We start from the raw sequence: 19289 nt of genomic DNA on the forward strand, positions 1-19289 counted from the left end.
GCTTATTATGAAGAAAATTTTACCTGCACTTTGGCTGGTATTTTCTGCTACATTTCTGTTTGCACAGCAAACCTCCTTTCCTGTTAACGGCTCTTTTGATACCAGGCCTGGAATGTTTGCCTTCACCAATGCAACGATAGTGGCAAATGCCAACCAAACCCTAACAAATGCTACCCTTTTAATTAAAGGACAAACCATTCAGGCTATTGGAGCTGGCTTAGCCGTGCCCAAAGGTTATGTGGTGATTGATTTAAAAGGAAAATTTATTTATCCATCACTGGTTGATGCTTTTACGAGCTATGGTCTGGCCGAAGCACCTGCACAGCAACGCAGTTTCGGCGGCCAGCGTCAGTCTATTTTTGTATCCACCAAAAAAGGTGCCTATGGCTGGAATGAATCCATCAGGCCAGAAACTTATGTAAAAAGCATCTTTTCTACCGACAGCAAAAAAGCGGATGAATTACGCAAAGTTGGTTTCGGGAGTGTAAATGTAATTAACCGCGACGGTATTGCACGTGGAGTTTCTGCTGTGGTAACTTTAAACGAGGGCGCCGACAATAGCGTATTTTTAAAGGACCAGACCGCAGCAAACTATTCATTTAACAAAGGAAGTTCATCAAACGATTACCCTACTTCATTAATGGGTTCTATTGCCTTATTACGCCAAACCTACTACGATGCACAATGGTATGGCAAGCAAAAAGATGAATATAATATCTCGCTGGATGAATTTGCCAAACAACAAGCCATGCCACAGATTTTTGAAGTTGACGGCTGGCAGAACATCCTGCGTGCCGATAAAATCGGGAAAGAATTCGGCAAGAAATACATCATTAAATCTACTGGCGATGAATACCAGCGCATTAATGAAGTTAAAGCTACCGGAGCAAGTTTAATCATTCCCTTAACTTTCCCTAAAGCCTACGATGTGGAAGATCCGGCAGAAGCCAGAAATATAACATTATCACAAATGAAAGGTTGGGAACTGGCGCCAACCAATCCTGCTGCATTGGAAAAAGCGGGAATTAAATTTGCCTTAACAGCATTTGGATTAGAAAACAATCGCGATTTTTGGGCGAACATCCGCACAGCGATAGAAAATGGCTTAACTGAAAAACAAGCCTTACAATCTGTTACTGAAATCCCTGCCTCGCTTTTGGGCATCAGCGATAAAGTTGGTTCCCTGGAAAAAGGAAAAGTTGCTAACTTTTTAATCTCATCTGATAACCTGTTCAAAAACGGGAACATCATTTTCGAAAACTGGGTACAGGGCAAACGTTTTGTGGTAAATAAGATGGACGTAAGCGATGTACGTGGCACTTACAATTTAAATGTTGATGGTGTTGGCGCTTTAACCTTAAAAATTACCGGCACGGGTGGCGGATCTACCGCGGCAGTTGAAAGAGCTGGTGCAGATAGCGTAAAAACTACGGCCACCTTTACCAGAAATGGCGATTGGATCAGCATCAATTTCAACTTAAAGAAAAATCCAATAGGCGATATCCGTTTAAGCGGTTACATCACTTCGGCAAATCCGGTTACCTTAAAAGGCGAATCGGCATTGCCTGATGGTAAAACAGGAAGATTTACGGCTACTTATAAAGAAGCAGCTAAAGAAACACCTAAAAAAGAAGAACCTAATGCTACTTTGGCCTTGGGGCCGGTCATTTATCCTTTCTCGGCTTTCGGTAGTACCGAGCTCCCTAAACAAGAAACCGTACTGATTAAAAACAGCACCGTTTGGACGAACGAAAAAGACGGCATCCTTCAAAGTGCGGATGTACTTTTAGAAAATGGAAAAATTAAAGCCGTTGGTAAAAATCTTTCGGCAAGCGGCGCTAAAGTGATCGATGCTACAGGCAAACATGTAACCGCTGGTATTATTGATGAACACTCGCATATTGCTGGCGCGGGTGGCATTAATGAAGGTGCACAATCGGTTTCTGCTGAAGTACGTGTGGCCGATATCATCAATTCAGAAGACGTAAACATTTACCGTCAACTGGCTGGAGGGGTAACCACTTCTCATATTTTACACGGTTCGGCAAACCCTATTGGTGGCCAGTCGCAATTGATTAAATTACGTTGGGGTAAATCGCCAGAGGAACTGAAATTTGCAGGTGCCGATGGTTTTATCAAATTTGCGCTTGGCGAAAATGTTAAACAGAGTAATTTTGGTACCGGCGCCCGTTTCCCGGTTACGCGTATGGGTGTTGAGCAAACTTTTGTGGATGAATTTACCCGGGCAAAAGAATATGCCAAAGCGCTTTCGGTAAAAGGAAACAGCGTACGTAAAGACCTTGAACTGGATGCCATTGTAGAAATTTTGAACAACAAACGTTTCATTACCTGCCACTCTTATGTACAAAGCGAAATTAACATGTTAATTCATGTCGCTGATAGTTTAGGCTTCAAAATCAACACCTTTACGCACATTTTAGAAGGTTACAAAGTGGCCGATAAAATGAAAGCGCATGGCATTGCAGGCTCGACCTTCTCTGATTGGTGGGCTTATAAAAACGAAGTGGCCGAGGCTATTCCTTACAACGGAAAAATTATGCACAATGTTGGTGTAACCACTGCTTTCAATTCTGATGATGCAGAAATGGCCCGTCATTTAAACCAGGAAGCAGGCAAATCAGTTTTATACGGTAATGTACCTGAAGAAGATGCACTGAAATTCGTAACGCTTAATCCGGCAAGGATGCTGCATATTGACGACAAAGTAGGTAGCTTAAAAGCAGGCAAAGATGCCGATGTGGTAATCTGGACAGCCAATCCGCTTTCTATTTATGCAAGGGTGGAAAAAACTTTTGTAGATGGCATTGCCTACTGGGATATTGATAAAGACACGCAGGTAATTAAAACGCAACAGGCAGAAAAAGCACGTCTGATCCAAAAGATGTTAGAGAGCAAAAGTAAAGGTGGCCGTACGCAACGCCCCTTGGGCGATGCACCACGCCTGTACAATTGTGAAACTTTAGAAAACTATTCAGCAGAATTAACCGAGAAAGAACATGCACACTAACAGATATCTACTCAGCCTGGCTTTATCGACAACAAGCCTGATGTGTTTTGCACAGGCTAACATTTCGCCAGCTAAAAAACAAAGTAAAACCATCGCCATTACCGGTGCAACCGTACACGTGGGTAATGGAACAGTGATTGAAAACGGAACCATCCTTTTTGGCAACGGAAAAATTATTTCGGTTACGGCTAACGGACAAGTGCCACAGGATGATGTACTGCGTATTGTGGCTACAGGCAAACACATTTATCCTGGCTTTATTGCAGCCACCACCAATTTGGGTTTAACAGAAATTGAAGCCGTAAAAGCGACCCTGGATTTTCAGGAAATAGGTGATTTTAATTCGCACATCCGTTCTATCGTGGCTTACAATACAGATTCGAAAGTTCCGGCCACCTTGCGCAGTAATGGTGTGTTAATGGCACAGCCAACGCCACAGGGCGGTACCGTTTCAGGCAGTTCATCAGTGGTTCAGCTTGATGCCTGGAACTGGGAAGATGCGGCAATTAAAACCGACGATGCCATGCATGTTACCTGGCCGGTTACACCTCGTTTTAGAGGTGGCTTTGGTGGCTTCGGCAGACCACAGTTATCGCCGGAAGTGCTAGCAGAAAGAACGCAGGCTGCAATTGCGCAGTTAACGTCGTTTTTTGCTGAAGCAAAAGCCTATTCCGAAATGGGGAAACCCGAAGTAATCAATACCCGTTTCGAAGCGATGAAGAAAGTATTTGCCGGCAGCGAAAAATTATTTATCACTGCGGATAGCCAGAAGGATATTGTTGCAGCAGTTAATTTCGCCAGGAAATTTGGTATCACCCCGGTAATCAACGGAGCAGATGAAGCGTATCTGATCATCGATTTCCTGAAAGAAAACAACATTACCCTGGTGGTAAAACAGCCACATGTCTTACCCAATAACAATGACGATGATGTAAATATGCCATATAAAAATGCTGCCGTATTGGCTAATGCAGGTTTAAATGTAGTATTAAGTATTGATGGTTACTGGCAACAGCGCAATTTGCCTTTTATGGCGGGTACGGTTACAGCATGGGGATTGGATAAAGAAAAGGCGCTATCTACCATTACCTTAAACGCAGCAAAAGCGATGGGTGTAGATAAAACCATTGGAAGCATAGAAACAGGTAAGGACGCTACTTTATTTATTTCTACCGGTGATGCTTTGGATATGCGCACCAATAAAGTAGAACAGGCTTTTATTCAGGGCAGGGATATTAACCTGGATAATCTGCATAAACAATTGGATAAAAAGTTTAGTGATAAATATATCGCTGAAAAGAAGTAAGTTAACTCCCAGTTTAACACAAAAAGGTTATATCATAAAGGCAATTCAGCCCAGATGCTGTCATGTTGAGCTTGTCGAAACACCTTAAAGCGTATTTAAATAGGTCCTTCGAAAGGCTCAGGATGACAAATCTATATTTATGATATAACCTCTTTATTTACAGTAACTGGAGGTAAATCTATTTTTATAACTAACCTTGCCAGAATTAAAATGAAAAAAGCTTATAGACAATATTTCCATTATTAAATGTAATTTTTACTCCAAGTTGTAATGGATATTCATTTTTAGCAGCCCATATCGACCTTTCAGCTTGGTCAAATACCGATACTGGAACAAAGTCAACCCCTGTATTGGCACCCCATGCTTCTACACTTGCTACATCATTAGCAATCGCTGGGTTAATCACTAGTGAATTAGCAAAGAAATTTGGATTGAATTTTACTGACCTACTAAAGCCATCATAAACCTCTCCTGGATAACCATATTCATCCGTTACCCAAGTGTAATGAGTAAAGTCCTCAACAATCGCATTTGAAGTTTCCAGATAAAAAACTCCCCAGGGAATATTTTGTACAGCACGGTAGGCTACACTACCTGTTAATGGTTTTAAATACACACTAAAAGATGTTTTTGGTGATGTTAATTTAATCGATCCGGTTTGGTTGATTGTTCCCTTCAGTTTAATATTATAGGGCACTGCCGATTCCCCTCCCGAAAAACCTGTTATTAATCCCAATATACTCTTTAAAAATAGCGCGCCACCTCCTGCAATCCTACCTGCAGCATCTGTCTCAGGTATTTTTAAAACCTTTGCAACACCTTCTGCAGTTTTAGCATAAAAGCTTTCTGCATTTTTAATTATTCCTATTGCGCTAGGCCCTCCAGCTGCCTGTGGTTGAGCAGTACCATCTAATTGTATGTTTCCATTTAAAACAACATCAGATTGTGTCACTTCAGAAACACTAATATTGAATGAGGTATTTTCATCAAAAGTTGCACTATATCCATTGACATCAAAATCTGCAATCATCCACTGTTGCACTCCTGCAAAAGTAACTGCCGTTTGCTTGTAGTCGCTGCTTTGAGTATTAACCGGATTAGCCGGATATTCAACAGTCCATGCATAAGGAGGCTTTGTACTACTGTATAAAAAGAATTTTGGATACGTTGTATTGGTAGCATAACCAAGGGTGATTTGTTGATAAGATGATTGAACATCGTAAGTCCTCAATACACATACCCTCAAAATGCCCCTATGTTTATTATAAAGCAATAAAAACGGATAGGCATTGGCTTCGGTTGGGGTTCCAAAATCGCGCGATACCAGCATCCATCCATTGGCAGGATACATATCTGCTTTTGAAACATCAACATTACCGTAAACTTTTTGAGCGCCATCAATAAAAGGATTCAATGTAGTAACACTACCAACAGATCCATTGGCATTGTTGAAGTAAGCAGTCCAACTGTGCTGGGTCCAGTCCCAGGTTGCATCTAAATTTGGATCACCGGGATTTAATGGGCGTGAACTGGTTAACTTGGAATTGGATCTCGAAAACAGCTTTGTTTCCTTTGAAATCCGCGGCTCTTTCTTACAAGATGAGACAATTAGTACCAATAGGACTAATAGAGTGCTAATTTTTTTCATATCTGATTTTTTTCATGAAAAGACAGATTTAAAATTAACAATATGTAATATTAAAATTACTTTTAAGTAAAATATTCACGCAAGTGCAATACATTAAAAAGGCATTTATAAAATCCAAAAAACGTACGAACAACTATTCAAATGCCGCTGATACTGTTTTCTTAACATTGACCGCATTTCTAAACTATTTCATAACATAAAATCGCCACCAGCTTAACATTACAATAACACCTTTGCGGTCAGATAACAAATCAAAAAACTGATCATGATTAAAAATTTACTAATTGCAGTGATACTGTTTTTATGCTATGCCACTAATTCGGTAATGGCACAAACAACACAGGCATCAATCTCGGGCATTGTAACGGATGAACAAAAGAAACCCATTCCAGGCGTTTCCATCCAGATCCGGAACAACTCAACCGGTTTTACCACTAAAACCTCTACAAATGCACAAGGAGAGTATACTTTTAAGGAGCTTCCGTTGGGCGGTCCTTATTCTGTAAAAGCCATTTATGTGGGTTTTGGAGAGCAAACCAGAACAGGTTATTACTTAAATCAAGGCGATGCGGTAAAAGTGGCCATCAATATGCAAGAGGCTTCTCAGGATTTAGAAGCCGTGCAAGTGGTAGGCACAACCTTAAAAAACAAAATCGAGAACATCGGCGCAGCTACAGCCATTTCAGCAAAAGCAATTACGCAGTTGCCTGTTAATGGACGTAACTTTACCTCATTAATGGACTTATCTCCATTAAGCAGAGGCGGTAACATCTCTGGCCAGCTGGGTTCTTCTACCAACTACACCATTGATGGTATGAATGCAAAAAACCCAACATCGGCAGGAAGTACAACCAGCCGCAGCGGTGCACCATATTCTATTTCGATCGAAGCTGTACGCGAATTTAAAGTAGTAACCAATCAATATGATGTTACTTACGGACGTAGCGGCGGTGGTACGGTAAGTGCGGTAACCAAACAAGGTACCAATACATTAAGCGGAAGCGCTTTTACCTATGGCCGTGCCGATTGGTTATCAAGCGGATACGATATAAGGGGAAATAAACGTCAGGCAGATTTTTCTACCTACCAGTACGGTTTCTCATTGGGCGGACCAATTATTAAGGATAAATTACACTTTTTTGTGGCTTGGGATCATCAACGAGATGCTCGCCCGTTGTTAATTGCAGATGTTCAATCTCCGGCAGATGAGTTGCGTTACAATATTAACCGTTCTACACTTGATTACTTTGTTGACGTTGCCCGCTCTAAATACGGCGTTGCAAACTCGCAACAGTATGGTTCATTCCCTAAACAAAGAGGATCGGACGCAGGTTTCGCTCGTTTAGACTGGCAGATTAATGAAAAAAACTTATTAACCATCCGCGATAATTATACCAACGACCGTAATAATTTAGGCCTGGAAGATAATACGGCCATCAATTTATATGAATCTACCGGTAACGATAAAAATGTTGATAACAGTTTGTTGGCTACTTTACGTACCTCAATCAGTTCGAAATTAACAAACGAATTAAAGGTTCAGCATTTATACACTTACCAAAAAAGTTCTCCTGGTGATCAATTGCCTTCATCGAATATTCCACGTGTAATCGTAGAAGGCGTAACTTCTGTAATCAACGGCACAAACAGGGCAACCAATATCGAAATGGGTGGTCATCGTTTTGCACAGGAAGGTTTTACCAATAACGTATTGCAATTTGTAGATAACCTTTATTATAATACCGACAAGGTAAAATATACTTTTGGTGTCGATTTTATGTACACCCATGCTAAATCATTGTATGGTAGTGAGGTGAATGGCCGTTTCCATGTTCAGGCAGGTACAAAAGATGTAGTTACCAGCGCTCCCGGTGTAACACCTGTAGTAACCACTAAAGTACCTAACTTTGATAATTACGAGAATGGAACCGCTTACCGTTATTTCAGGGAAGTGCCTTTAATGGCCGATCCGAGTGTGCGTTCGAACATTATCAATGCCGGTATTTATGCACAGATGCAGACTAAACTGGCCAAAGGTTTAGATTTAACCGCTGGTATCCGTTTAGATTATGCGCATTATCCTTCCTCACCATTAAATCAACTGGTATTTGATCAATTGGGTGTACGTACCGATAATAAACTAAAATCGTTCGTTATCCAGCCCCGTGCACAGTTTACCTGGGATATCAATGAACAAAGAACAGACTTTGTCCGTTTTGGAGCAGGTATATTTGCCTCTGACATCAATAACTATGTCACCATTAACAACTTAACTTTTGATGGTAAACATTACGGAACGGTTGATACACGTCTTGGCATCCCTACAGCCTATTTAACAGGTTACAGAAACGATCCTTCAAGCGCGCCAACATTAAGTCAATATCAGCTTGCAACCATCAACACCTACGGCGAAAATGCTAAAGTGCCGGTTGTTTATAAATCAAACTTGTCTTATAGTCACTTCTTTACTCCTAAATTAAGGGTAGGTATTGCAGGTTATGCAACTTTAGGCAGGAACAACTATGTATATGTAGACCGCAACATGGTTGCTAATCCATATTTCAGGTTATCGAATGAAGACAACCGTGGAGTATATGTTCCTCTAGCAAGTATCCCACTTACCAATGGTGCAGCAGATTGGCAAAAAGGACGTATCAGCGATAAAATTGGCCGTGTATTAGAAATGAACAGTGATGGTAAGGTAAACCAGTTTGCGGTTGTGCTTGATGCTACCTGGCAGTATTTCAGAGATGGCGAGGTTACGGTAAGTTATACATACAACGATACAAAAGATAATACTTCATTTAACGGAAACGTGGCCAATACATCAACTTTATCATTACCGATAAAAGATGATCCACGTAATTTAAGCAACATGACTTATTCTGATAATCAGTTCAGAAACAAAGTTGTTTTTTATGCAACATCACCAAGTTTAGCAGGTTTTAACATCGGTGTACGCTACTCTGGTATCGGTGGAACACGTTACAGCTTACTATCGGGCGCCAATACCAATGGTGATTTCGTTGGCACGAATGATCTGGCATTCATTTTCGACAGGAACAACCCAAATGTTGCCACAAACGTGCGTAACGGTTTACAGAATATCTTGGATAATCCTTTGGCCAGCCAGAGTTTGAAAGATTATATCAATAAATACTCAGGTCAGATTGCACAGCGTAATGGTGGTATTAATGGATTTTACGGTATTGTTGATGTTAGGGTAACCAAAAAATTCAAGCTGTACAAAACCCACACGATTGAATTATCTGTTGATGCGTTCAACGTAGGCAACATCTTCAAAAAAACATGGGGTGTTAACGAGTCGTTGGGTTCGCAGGCTTTATATGCATTGCAAAACCCGGCGTTTGATGCCACCAACCAGAAATTTAATTACAATGTAAACAATGCCGGTATTGTAACCCCATCGGGTAATCCTTACCAGTTCCAAATCGGTTTACGTTACGGATTTTAAACAAACGTTAGCTAAGTATCTTAGCTTAAAGTCATAAAAAAAGGGAATGGATTTTTATCCGTTCCCTTTTTTTATGTTTGCATTTAAAACAACAAAACTTTAATGGGATTATTATTAGACTACCTGAAAAACTACAAGTGGATTGTGGTTCTGGCGTTATTGCTTGCAGGTTTCAATATTGGCTTTTCACTTTTAGATCCATATATTACCGGAAGAATTTTAGACCGTTTCATCAATCAAAAAGACAAATTAACCTATGCCCAGTATCTTTGGGGCTCACTGGGTTTAATTGGCTTGGCCATTGGTGCAGCCATGGTTTCACGAATAGCCAAGAATTTTCAGGATTACTTTACGAGTGTAATCGTACAAAAAGTAGGTGCCAAAATGTATGCCGATGGTTTACAGCATTCTTTGAAATTACCCTACCAGGTTTTCGAAGATCAGCGCAGTGGTGAAACTTTGGGTATTTTACAAAAGGTACGCTTAGACTCAGAAAAATTCATCACCGCATTTATCAGCATCTTATTTGTAAGCTTAATCGGAATGATCTTCGTAATCGTTTATTCCATTTCTATAAGTTATAAGGTTACTTTGGTTTATTTTACAGCCATTCCAATCATCAGTTTTGTCAGTTGGTTTTTGAGTCGGAAAATTAAAACCATTCAACGTTCTATCGTTGGTGAAACAACTGCTTTGGCGGGTTCTACTACAGAATCATTAAGAAATATTGAACTGGTAAAAAGTCTGGGACTGGCCAACCAGGAAATTGAAAGATTAAACAAAACCACTTATAAAATTTTAGGCCTCGAACTCAAAAAGGTAAAGTATGTTCGGAGTATGAGTTTTGTTCAGGGTACCACGGTCAACCTGGTCCGGAGTACCATGATTTTGGTTTTGCTATTGCTTATTTTTGATAATTCCATCACAGCGGGGCAGTATTTAACTTTCCTTTTTTATTCCTTTTTCCTTTTCGGACCATTGCAGGAACTCGGAAATGTAATTTTAGCCTGGCGTGAAGCGGAAGTTTCTTTAGGGAACTTTAAAAAGATACTGAGTACACCAATTGATAAGAAACCAGAGAACCCAACCTCAATTCAAAAAATTAAAGATTTAACCTTTAACGAAGTTGGCTTTAAACATCAAACCGCCAACCGTAATGCCCTGGAAAACATTTCTTTCAAAACCCATAACGGTCAAACCATTGCCTTTGTCGGTCCTTCCGGTTCTGGAAAAACAACTTTAGTAAAACTACTAGTTGGCTTATATCCGGCAAAAGAGGGTGAGATTTTATACAATGGCATTTCCAGCAACGCAATTGATTTAGATGCCTTACGCGAAAAAATTGGTTTTGTTACACAAGATACACAGCTGTTTTCGGGAACGATAAGGGAAAACCTGTTGTTTGTAAACCCTAAAGCTACAGATGAGGAATGTTATAAAGTATTAAACCAGGCTGCTTGTCAAACTTTATTGGCAAGGGCAGATAAGGGTCTGGATTCACTGATTGGTGAAGGTGGCGTGAAGGTATCGGGAGGAGAAAAGCAACGCTTATCAATCGCCAGGGCATTATTACGCCAACCTGATATTTTGGTTTTTGATGAAGCAACATCTTCGCTTGATTCAATTACAGAAGAGGAGATCACCAAAACCATTCGTTCGGTTTCAAATTTAACCGATCACATTACCATTTTAATTGCGCACCGGTTATCTACCATCAAGCATGCCGATAAAATTTATGTATTAGAGAAAGGCCACATTATTGAGCAGGGAAAACATGAAGAACTAATTGCACAAAATGGCTTATATCAGGCCATGTGGCGCCAACAAATTGGCGAAAGGATTGTTGAAGCTTAAGGAACAATATTCTTAATCATGTTACTGGCACAAGTAGAGAGCAATCACATCGCAATTATCATTGTTATAGCAGCCATATTATGGCTGGCTTTAATATTAGCCGCATTGTACCATATATCGAGAAACAGCAGCATGGGTTTTACGGTAAAAGTACTCTGGTTTATCATTATCCTTTTCGCCCCATTTCTGGGCTCGATTATTTATTTGATCTGGGGTAAGAATAAAAAATTTTAATTTTAGCCATGGCCCGTGCCTTCACGGGCCATTTTTTGCTTTTCACCACCAAGAAACAAAGACACAATAAATATTTAAATTCTAGAGTTTTTAACTTTCTAGCAAACTGGCTATTAAAGTTGACAACGCTACACCGGGAATCGTCATCCTGAATTTATTTCTATCGCCATGGTTCGTGTCCTCACGGACCATTTTAATTTCTGCACAAAAAATTAAAATGCTGTTAGTAGAATAGGTCTATTTTTTGGAAAGCAATTCCAGTAGTTCTTCGGTTTGGTTCAGTCCCGCTGTTCCTCCTGCCGATATCATTGATAAAAACAATATACTTTACCGGCATCCGTGCCATCGGGTTTAGGTGGCCAGGGCAAATGTATAACTGACGCTTTTTTAACTGCTATGGGTTTTGCATGAGGGATAGCAGTGGAAATCCTTTTTTGATTTTTCTTCAAAAAAGATTGAAACGGATAGCCCGACCCTTGCGCAGCTTGGGGCATGCCCAAATTATTTGCAATAAAAATAGAATTTATCGGTAATTAAAACATGAATTTCAGAGTTGTCAACTTTTCAGCAAAAGGCTATTAAAGTTGACAACTCTTTTAGTAACTAAACAGCCTTAGTGGTTTGTTCATTAATATCCTGCAAACTCAGCCTGGTTAACGACTTCGTTTTTAACCAGGTAATAAATGCGATTCCAATGGTCATACTTCCACCAAAAACGACTGCAGGAACAGTTCGCATTAATTTAGCGGTCAAACCAGATTCAAAGGCGCCAATTTCATTTGACGAACCTATAAACATGCTATTTACAGCTGATACTCTCCCACGCATCTCATCAGGCGTAAGCAATTGCATGATGGTTTGGCGGATGATCACACTCACACTGTCGAATGATCCTTCCAGAAACAAGAAAAATAGTGTTAAATAGAAACTCTTAGACAACCCGTAGCAAATAATACTTACACCAAATCCGGTAACAGCAATAAGCAGGTTTCTCCAGGGCTTTCCCATCGGCGAAAAACGGGTCATTGCCAACATGGTAATCACAGAGCCTGTTGAGGCCGCAGCACGCATAAAACCTAATCCCTCGGGTCCCACTTTTAAAATATCATTAGCGAAAACAGGCAGAAGAGCTACAGCCCCCCCGAAAAACACAGAAAACAGATCCAGGCTCATCGCCCAAACCATCATTTTGGTTTTAAACACAAATTGTATCCCTTCTGTTAAGCTTTGCCCAATACTCATTTTAGGAAGAAATTTAGGCGGATGCACTTTTAGAAAAAAGATACAGATTAATGAAATAAATATAAATGAAATAATCACAATATAGGTTACTGTAATCCCAAAAAAACCATAGATTAAACCTCCTGCTGCAGGACCTAATATTGATGCCATTTGCCAGCTGGAACTACTCCACGTACTTGCATTTGGATATATCTCTTTGGGAACAATAGAAGCCTGCAAAGAGAAGTTTGCGGGGCCGAAAAAACCTCTTGCCAGACCAATGCAAAAAACCATACCATATAGAATTTTTACAATCCAATCGTTAGACAGATAAGGCTTCATGTAAATGCTTGTTACGATCAGCATAGTTACCGAGCATAAAAACACAACAGAGAATATTTTTAGTAATAATCCTCTTTTTTCACTTTTATCTGCGATATAACCACCATAGAGTGCAATTGTTATTGCCGGAATGGCTTCGCAAAGTCCAATTAATCCTAGTGCAAGGGGATCCTTAGTTAAATGATAAATGTAGATACCAAGTACAATAGCTTGCATTTGATAGGCAAAAGTAAAGAAAAATCTCAGTCCGATGTAAGAACGGAATTCTTTGTACCGCAAGGCAGCGAATGGATCTTGTTTAACAATTACGGAATTTGAATCTGACACTGAAAAGAATTTATCTGCAAAATTAAGCTTTGAAAATGAATAATAGTAATAGATAAATGCTTAAGATGGATTATTTATGCATATAGTTGATAAAGTAAAGAGCTCGTTATTCGGTGAGTATATAAACTAAACATCTACCCTTTTCCTATTGACAAACCTTCATTTCAGCAACTTACTGAAGCAAAAAACCCGATGAATAGCCTTATACTATCCATCGGGTTAAAATTTAAATGATACGTTTAGTATCCCGGGTTTTGCTCGAGCAAATTATTCTTGTTTACTTCATCTCGGCTAAATGGCCTGAAATAAAGTTTATCGTTCCAACTCCTATTTTCCTGTGCATTTTCTACAACTGGAGTATAAGTATAATCATAAACGGTATTATCATAATGATAAGGGGCCGACATGGTTTTGCCAGGTTTGAATTTACCGGTAACCTTAATATAAGTGGTTTTTCTGCCCAATGTTTCAGCTGCAATTAACCACCTCCGGGTATCATGATAACGTTGTTCTTCGTAAGCCATTTCGATACGGCGTTCGTGACGGTAAGCTTCTCTAAGTCCATCCTGATCTGTAGCGGTTACAGCTGGCATACCTGCTCTGAAACGGATTTTGTTTAACCAGGTGGTAGCATTACTTAATTCTCCAAGTTCTATGCTCGCTTCGATATAATTAAAAACCGCTTCAGTATACCTAAAAAACGGCCACGGTACATTCTGCGACATAGAAGCATCAACAATAGTTGGATCCGGATCGATAAATTTATGGTAATAGTATCCAGTCCAGCTGCCATTCCAGTTTTCAATAGAACTCGCACGTGTATCTAAACCTTTAAAGTCAATTCTGCCAGAGTTATCCATTAAATCATAAATACCGGTTTGGATTTGGCTAGCCGGATCAACATCACCCGAAGCTTTATCACGCGGTTTCCAACCTGCACCATCGTATAAAATGGTGGCATAAAAACGAGGGTCTCTATCCTGATAAGGATTAGCTTTCTGCGTGGTATTTGTCCAGCTAAATTTACTGCCATCTTTCATCTCATAATCATCAACCAACAAACCAATAGGTGTATTTCCCGCCCAATTATGGTAACCATTCGGACCATTCTGCTGTGCATGTTTAATATTGTTCTGGATGATAAAATAACGGGCAAAAATAAGTTCTGATGACGCAGTAGCATCTATACCCGGTGCTTTACTAGCTCCGCCCATGGCAATACTTTTATAATTTAACTGGCCATCTGTTACTGTAGCGGGCGCAGAAAGATTTAATTTATAACCTGTACCCAGATCCATCACGGCTTTCGCAGCTGTTTGTGCCAATCGGTAACGATCGGCCTGGCTGCCACTTGCATAACTTAAAAAATCTAATTTTTGGGCAGCAATTCCTGTAATTTTCGAAGTAAGTTTTGCCCTGTCATGCAGGTCGCTTGCAGCATAAATTAATACCCTTGATTTTAAGGCCAATGCAGCAGTTACAGTAGTACGCCCTTTATCTAACGTTTTACCTGTTAACAACCTGCTGGCTTCATCGCAATCTTTAACAATAAAATTTACACATTCTTCGTACGTATTTCTTTTTACGTTATAGTTATCATCTAACACATAAACTTTTGTAATAAGGGGTACAGCGCCATAAAAGCGTAATAACTGCTGATAGAAATAAGCCCTTAAAAAATACGCTTCGCCCAATAACTGATCTTTTAACGATTGGCTGCTCAAACCATTATCGCCACTGGTTATTTTTTCGATGGTAATATTACATGCCCTGATGCGGTTATACATTTGTTTATATGCCCAGGTATCGTCTACCCAACCTAATGTAGAAGGATTAATGGTAGCATTATTAACCAGATCTATACCGCGGGTTGGGTGGGTAAACAGGGCTTCATCTGAAACAGAAGCTAGCATTTGTTCAGAGAAACCTCCAATACCCAATCCGTTATAGATATCATTAACGAAGGCTTGTGCGGTTGCCGGATCTTTCCATACTGATTCTGCCGGCACCTGGCCAGGTGATTCTACATTTAAAAAATCTTTTTTACAGGATGCTGTAAAAATGGTAGTGAAAATTAATATATAGAGCTTTATATTTTTATTTATTGCTTTCATATTCTTGATTGTAACGGTTAAACTTGATTACACTTTTAAAAAGCGGCTTTAATACCAAAATTGATTACCCTGGCCTGTGGATAATATTGGCCACTCGCATTTGGTGATTCGGGATCCCATATCTTGATTTTATCCAGCGTAGCCAGGTTTAATCCGTTCGCATAAACCCTTACGCTATTCAGTCCTGCTTTTTCTACCAGGGTATTTGGCAAGGTATAGCCTAACTCTACATTTTTAAGCCTGAGGTAATTATTGCTCCGCAACCAATAAGTATTGTTTAATGCATTGTTGCTATCAGTATAATAGGTAGCTCCACGGTTTGATAAACGCGGATTTACTGAGCTTGGATTATCAATGCTCCAACGGTTTAAGTATGACCACTCCAGGAAATTACCAATATCACCAGATTCGGTTATACCTACAATTTGCATTCCTCCGGTTGCGCCCTGCACGAGTACTGACAAATCGAACCCTTTATATTGCAGGTTTAAATTAAAACCTCCGGTAAAAGTTGGTGTGCCGTTTTTATCCAGGCGGATTTTATCATCGGCATTGATTCTGCCATCACCATTAATATCCTTAAACTTCATATCACCAGGACGTAAGGTGCTGGTTAGCGCACCATAATTTAATGTATTGGCATTAATTTCTGCCTGATCTTTAAAAACACCATCATAATCGTATACCAACCACGAATTGGTTATGCGGCCAGTTGAGTACTGCCATTCAGGAGCACCAGGGGTTTCATCCCAAAAAATGATTTTATTTTTCGCATAGCCCCCGTTTACACTCACTCCAAAGTTTAAATCACCAACCTGGTCATTGTAGCTTAATTTAAATTCAAAACCTTTGTTGTTTACCTTTCCCAGATTTACAGGTGGCAAACGATCGGTAATGCCCGAGCTTTCAGGCACTGAACTACCTCTGCTAATTAGAATGTTTGTACGTTTATTATAGAAATAATCTAATTCAAGTGATAATTTGTTATTTAGAAAGGATGCATCCAAACCTACGTTGGTATTATTGGCTACTTCCCATCCAAAGTTGAAATTAGGCACTTTGCCTTCTGTTAACGTTTTAGTAACAAGATCGTTAAACGTATAGGTTCCAAAATTCATTAAACTGAGGTATTGGTATTCTTGCAGCGCATCTCCGAAATATGCCTCAGCTCCCATCTGACCATACGATGCCCTAAGTTTTAAATTGTTTACGAACTTAACATTTTCCTTGAAGAAAGGCTCTTCTGATAAGCGCCAGCCAACTGATACGCCTGGAAAGAAACCAAAACGCCTATCGGTTGGGAAGATGTAAGAACCATCTACCCGCCACAAAAATTCGGCAAGGTATTTTTCCTTATAATTATATCCTGCCCTTCCAAAATAACTTAAACGTGCCCTCTTGAATAAGTTGTTTGGATCGCCTGGATTATTACCTAATGATTGCTCGCGTTCATCACCAGCCAATAATTCCTGAACAGATTGTGAAATAAAATATCTTCTGAAAGCCGTAAAACCATCATTATCAACTTTTTCGCGGGTTACCCCAGCCATCAAACCAATCGTATGATCACCAATTTTTTTATCATAATTAATCATTCCCGTCAGGTTGATCGCCAATTGCCCACCAGCAGTTTCCCTTAACCTGGGATCGGTATATTGCGACCTTACCGTACCTGTTAATACTGGCGTTACACCATCGGCCTGAAACGTTTTTTTATCCCAATCGTAAAGTGTCCAGGGTAATTGCCAGTTTTTCTGTCTGCCAGAATATTTATCTATTGCAGCTATACCTGTTACCTTTAATCCTTCCACGCCAGGAATTTTAATTTCTACTTTACCGGTAGTTTGAAAGTAATCTCTAACATCTTTATTAGTTCCCGTTAAATCTGTAGTGGATACTACCGGGTTATAACCATATTCAATATCCTTTCCGGGCTTGCCATCTGGCCATACCGCAATTTCATTTGGACGTCCCCTCATTAAAAACCTGAAGATATCACTGGCTCCAACTGTTGGGAAATTACGATCTTCTTCTCTGGCCGATACTCCTAAAGTTGTGGTAATATATTTACTCAACTTTGCTTCGAGATTAAACCGCATATCGTACTGTTTGTAACCTGTGGCAGAATTTTTATAATATCCGTCCTGATTCAGATAGCCCAACGAAACCAGGTACTTTACATTTTCACTGCCACCGTTAATCTGAACATTATGCCTTTGCTGAGGCGACCAGTTTTGAAAAGTCGTTTTAAACCAATCAGTATTAGGGTATCTTAGCGGATCTGAACCATCGCCAAACTTCCTGATCTCATCAGCTTTATAAGCGGCGTTAATTGTTTTTCCAGTTGTAGAAGTATAAGAACCGGTAGATTTAAAACTGTTCCATGCCGCCGACCATTCATTTGGATTAATATCGGAACCAAAAATATTCAGCTCATTCAGAATTTCGGCATATTGTACTGAATTAGCCATTTTCGGTATACGTGTAGGTTGTTGTAAACCATAACTAAAGTCGTATGAAAACTGTGGCTTTCCTGATTTACCCAATTTGGTGGTAATTAAGATTACCCCATTCGCCGCTTGCGAACCGTAAATAGCAGCAGATGCATCCTTTAATACCGATACACTTTCAATATCGTTTGGATTTAACCTTTCTATACCTCCCGCACGGTTAGGGATACCATCAATTACAATTAGTGCATTATTGTTTCCGAGCGAGTTTGTCCCCCGGATTCTGATGGTAGAACCGTCGTAACCTGGCTCTCCACTCCCCTGTAAAGCCGTTACACCAGGTAAGCGCCCGGCTAGTGAATTGGTTAAGTTTACCGATGAGGATTTAGCGAGTTCAGTACCTTTAACCGAAGCAACCGCACCAGATACAACCGCCTTTTTTTGGGTTCCGTATCCTACTACTACTACTTCAGATAAGTTTTGGTTATTCTCTGATAACCGTACATTAATGTTGGTTTGGTTTTTTACCTGAACCTCCTGATCTACGTAACCTACGTAGGTAAATACCAGCGTTGCATCTTCTGGCACTTTAATGCTAAAATTTCCGGAGCCGTCGGTTACCGCTGTTGCTGTGCCTCCCTTCAACTTCACGCTTACCCCTGGAATTGGGCCTTTGGCATCTGTAACCTTCCCCTTCACAATAATATCCTTGAGGGGTATTTTGTAAAAATCAAAGGGTTCCTTTTCATGCAATGATGTTTCGGCAGACATGCTGGCAAGTGGAGAAAAGACCAGACAACCACCGCAAACAAGAAACATGCTACTTCTGGCAAAAGTCCTCAATAGATTTTTTTTCATAGTTTTCAATTTATTTTGGTTAGATATTGATTGTAATACAATTTAATATTCATGAGTAATCATGAACTGTCAGTATTTGCATTATTATAACTTGATTTATTGAATTAATTATCTACATCAATTTCTCTATAGAACTCTTGCCTTCTGATAGATAGTCAATAAATCACGGTAAACCATTATGAATCCCCTTATCTGAGACACAACTAATTATGACGAAATAAAACTACTGAATAAGGTACGCCTGACTTAGACTTGTCAATTAAACAGTTCATAATTGGTTAGACGCAAGATAGGAATATTAGGAATTTAAAAAAGGGGGTAAAATAATAATTATAAGGGGCTGAATCGTAAAAAAACTATTACAAAACTACGACAAGTAAAACAAATAATACAATAGCGAATTTTATTGCAAAAAGGAGAGAAAAGAAAATT

The 19289-nt window shown here is 39.7% G+C and carries 9 protein-coding genes; 5 read left to right on the forward strand and 4 right to left on the reverse strand.

The genetic code is table 11. From position 1 onward, the window contains the following. The first annotated feature begins 7 nt into the window (after positions 1-7). Positions 8-3028, forward strand: a complete 3021-nt coding sequence (locus BCL90_RS13140; RefSeq protein ID WP_121284404.1) for an amidohydrolase family protein — start codon at positions 8-10, stop codon at positions 3026-3028. Continuing rightward, on the forward strand, positions 3018-4334 hold the full coding sequence (locus BCL90_RS13145; RefSeq protein WP_121284405.1) for an amidohydrolase family protein: 1317 nt from the start codon (positions 3018-3020) through the stop codon (positions 4332-4334). The genes BCL90_RS13140 and BCL90_RS13145 overlap by 11 nt, the downstream gene beginning before the upstream one ends. A 205-nt stretch (positions 4335-4539) precedes the next feature. On the opposite strand, the gene BCL90_RS13150 is transcribed toward BCL90_RS13145, so the two are convergent. Next, on the reverse strand, positions 4540-5982 hold the full coding sequence (locus BCL90_RS13150; RefSeq protein ID WP_121284406.1) for a hypothetical protein: 1443 nt from the start codon (positions 5980-5982) through the stop codon (positions 4540-4542). Between the two features lie 265 nt (positions 5983-6247). Between BCL90_RS13150 and BCL90_RS13155 the strand changes: the two genes are divergently transcribed. The 3 genes from BCL90_RS13155 to BCL90_RS13165 all read left to right on the forward strand — a co-directional run bounded on the left by BCL90_RS13155 (position 6248) and on the right by BCL90_RS13165 (position 11545). Further along, on the forward strand, positions 6248-9457 hold the full coding sequence (locus BCL90_RS13155; protein ID WP_121284407.1) for a TonB-dependent receptor: 3210 nt from the start codon (positions 6248-6250) through the stop codon (positions 9455-9457). Between the two features lie 102 nt (positions 9458-9559). Next, positions 9560-11311 (forward strand): ABC transporter ATP-binding protein, encoded by a 1752-nt coding sequence (locus tag BCL90_RS13160; protein WP_121284408.1) that lies wholly within the window; start codon positions 9560-9562, stop codon positions 11309-11311. An 18-nt stretch (positions 11312-11329) separates the two neighbouring features. Then, positions 11330-11545, forward strand: coding sequence for a PLDc N-terminal domain-containing protein (locus BCL90_RS13165; RefSeq protein ID WP_121284409.1), 216 nt, complete (start codon positions 11330-11332; stop codon positions 11543-11545). A 603-nt stretch (positions 11546-12148) separates the two neighbouring features. Here the strand turns inward: BCL90_RS13165 and BCL90_RS13175 are convergent. The 3 genes from BCL90_RS13175 to BCL90_RS13185 form a co-directional block, all read right to left on the reverse strand. Continuing rightward, positions 12149-13435: an MFS transporter gene (locus BCL90_RS13175; RefSeq protein ID WP_121284411.1), complete on the reverse strand. Its 1287-nt coding sequence runs from the start codon at positions 13433-13435 to the stop codon at positions 12149-12151. A gap of 239 nt (positions 13436-13674) precedes the next feature. Then, positions 13675-15549, reverse strand: coding sequence for a RagB/SusD family nutrient uptake outer membrane protein (locus tag BCL90_RS13180; protein ID WP_121284412.1), 1875 nt, complete (start codon positions 15547-15549; stop codon positions 13675-13677). 35 nt (positions 15550-15584) lie between these two features. Beyond that, positions 15585-18857: a SusC/RagA family TonB-linked outer membrane protein gene (locus BCL90_RS13185; RefSeq protein ID WP_208529778.1), complete on the reverse strand. Its 3273-nt coding sequence runs from the start codon at positions 18855-18857 to the stop codon at positions 15585-15587. Between the last annotated feature and the right edge of the window lie 432 nt (positions 18858-19289).

The organism is Pedobacter alluvionis (genome assembly GCF_003664035.1).
Taxonomy (GTDB): domain Bacteria; phylum Bacteroidota; class Bacteroidia; order Sphingobacteriales; family Sphingobacteriaceae; genus Pedobacter; species Pedobacter alluvionis.

Coding starts and splice junctions, on each gene's coding strand:
- BCL90_RS13150 (WP_121284406.1), bottom strand. CDS start 5,982: ATGAAAAAAATTAGCACTCTATTAGTCCTATTGGTACTAATTGTCTCA.
- BCL90_RS13185 (WP_208529778.1), bottom strand. CDS start 18,857: ATGAAAAAAAATCTATTGAGGACTTTTGCCAGAAGTAGCATGTTTCTT.
- BCL90_RS13160 (WP_121284408.1), top strand. CDS start 9,560: ATGGGATTATTATTAGACTACCTGAAAAACTACAAGTGGATTGTGGTT.
- BCL90_RS13180 (WP_121284412.1), bottom strand. CDS start 15,549: ATGAAAGCAATAAATAAAAATATAAAGCTCTATATATTAATTTTCACT.
- BCL90_RS13145 (WP_121284405.1), top strand. CDS start 3,018: ATGCACACTAACAGATATCTACTCAGCCTGGCTTTATCGACAACAAGC.
- BCL90_RS13140 (WP_121284404.1), top strand. CDS start 8: ATGAAGAAAATTTTACCTGCACTTTGGCTGGTATTTTCTGCTACATTT.
- BCL90_RS13165 (WP_121284409.1), top strand. CDS start 11,330: ATGTTACTGGCACAAGTAGAGAGCAATCACATCGCAATTATCATTGTT.
- BCL90_RS13155 (WP_121284407.1), top strand. CDS start 6,248: ATGATTAAAAATTTACTAATTGCAGTGATACTGTTTTTATGCTATGCC.